Genomic DNA, 1,424 nt, shown 5'->3' on the forward strand with positions numbered 1-1,424 from the left:
ATGGTTTTTGCTGCACTACTGGTGTGCAACGTACCAAACACCAAGTGGCCCGTTTCTGCCGCGGTGAGCGCTAGGCTGATGGTCTCTTTGGTCACGTAACTCACCCACTAAAATCACATCCGGGTCTTCACGCAAGGCACTGCGCAACGCATTTTTAAAACTGTGAGTGTCGCGATGAACTTCGCGTTGGTTAATCAAACATTTCTGATTTTGGTGAACAAATTCAATCGGATCTTCAATGGTCAGAATGTGTTTGTTGTAGTTTCGGTTAATGTAATCCACCATCGCCGCTAACGTGGTTGATTTACCTGAACCTGTCGGCCCGGTGACCAGCACCAAGCCTTTTTCACACTTCGCAATTTTTTCAAAATTTGCGGGCACTTCAAGTCTCTTCCAAGGTCGGGATATTGGTTGGAATGGTACGAAACACCGCAGAGCAGCCACGAGATTGGTTGAAGGCGTTAACACGAAAGCGACCTACGTTAGGCAATTCAAAGGAAAAATACGACTTCCAATTTCTCTTCAAACTCACTGCGCTGTGAATCGTTCATGATCTCAAAAACCAAACGATGCACATCAGCATGATTAAATGCGGCACACCGAGCTTTCTTACATCGCCATCTATGCGTACCATAGGAGGCACACCGCAGAAGATGTAGATCTGATGCGTTATGTTTACACTAAAATCCAGTAACTCAGTGATATCCATTATTTTCCCTTAAAAGACTTGCGATGAACAGTATTCAACAAAACATTGAACATATCACCACACAGATTCACGACTCTACGCAAAAGTGTGGACGAGCTCGAGACTCAGTGCAACTTTTAGYSGTCAGTAAAACCAAACCTGTCGAGGCGATTCTCGAAGCCTATCATGCTGGTCAAAGGGCTTTTGGTGAGAACATACGTTGCAAGAAGGCGTAGCAAAAAGTCCGATTTTTTGCCGAGCAACACCCTGAGAAATCCATCGAGTGGCATTTCATCGGTCCTATTCAATCGAATAAAAGTCGCTTAGTGGCGGAGCACTTTGCGTGGGTACATACCATTGATCGTGACAAAATCGCTCAACGTTTAAATGATCAACGCCCAGCAGAGCTCCCACCACTGCAAGTGCTGATCCAAGTGAACACCAGCGGCGAAGCCTCTAAGTCAGGTGTATCCGGTGAGGAAATATTTGCACTTGCTGAGTTGATTTCACGCTTGCCCAACCTCACTTTTAAGGGGGTTGATGTCAATCCCTGAAAACGTCGATGACCACGCTGCTCAGTTAGCGGCATTCCAACCGCTTGCTGAGCTACAACAACGCTTAGCTCAACGCTATCCAAGCGTGGATACTTATCGATGGGCATGAGCGCGACATGATGGCCGCCATCGAATCAGGTTCAACCATGGTGCGTATTGGCACCGCCATTTTTGGCCATCGC

At 46.9% G+C, this 1,424-nt stretch carries 2 pseudogenes; one reads left to right on the forward strand and one right to left on the reverse strand.

Annotated elements, in window-relative coordinates:
* A pseudogene (locus CIK04_RS24145) lies at positions 1 to 709 on the reverse strand (type IV pilus twitching motility protein PilT); the annotation flags it as partial.
* Between the two features lie 23 nt (positions 710 to 732).
* Between CIK04_RS24145 and CIK04_RS24150 the strand changes: the two are divergent.
* A pseudogene (locus CIK04_RS24150) lies at positions 733 to 1,424 on the forward strand (YggS family pyridoxal phosphate-dependent enzyme); the annotation flags it as partial.

The organism is Vibrio sp. 03_296 (assembly GCF_002265885.1).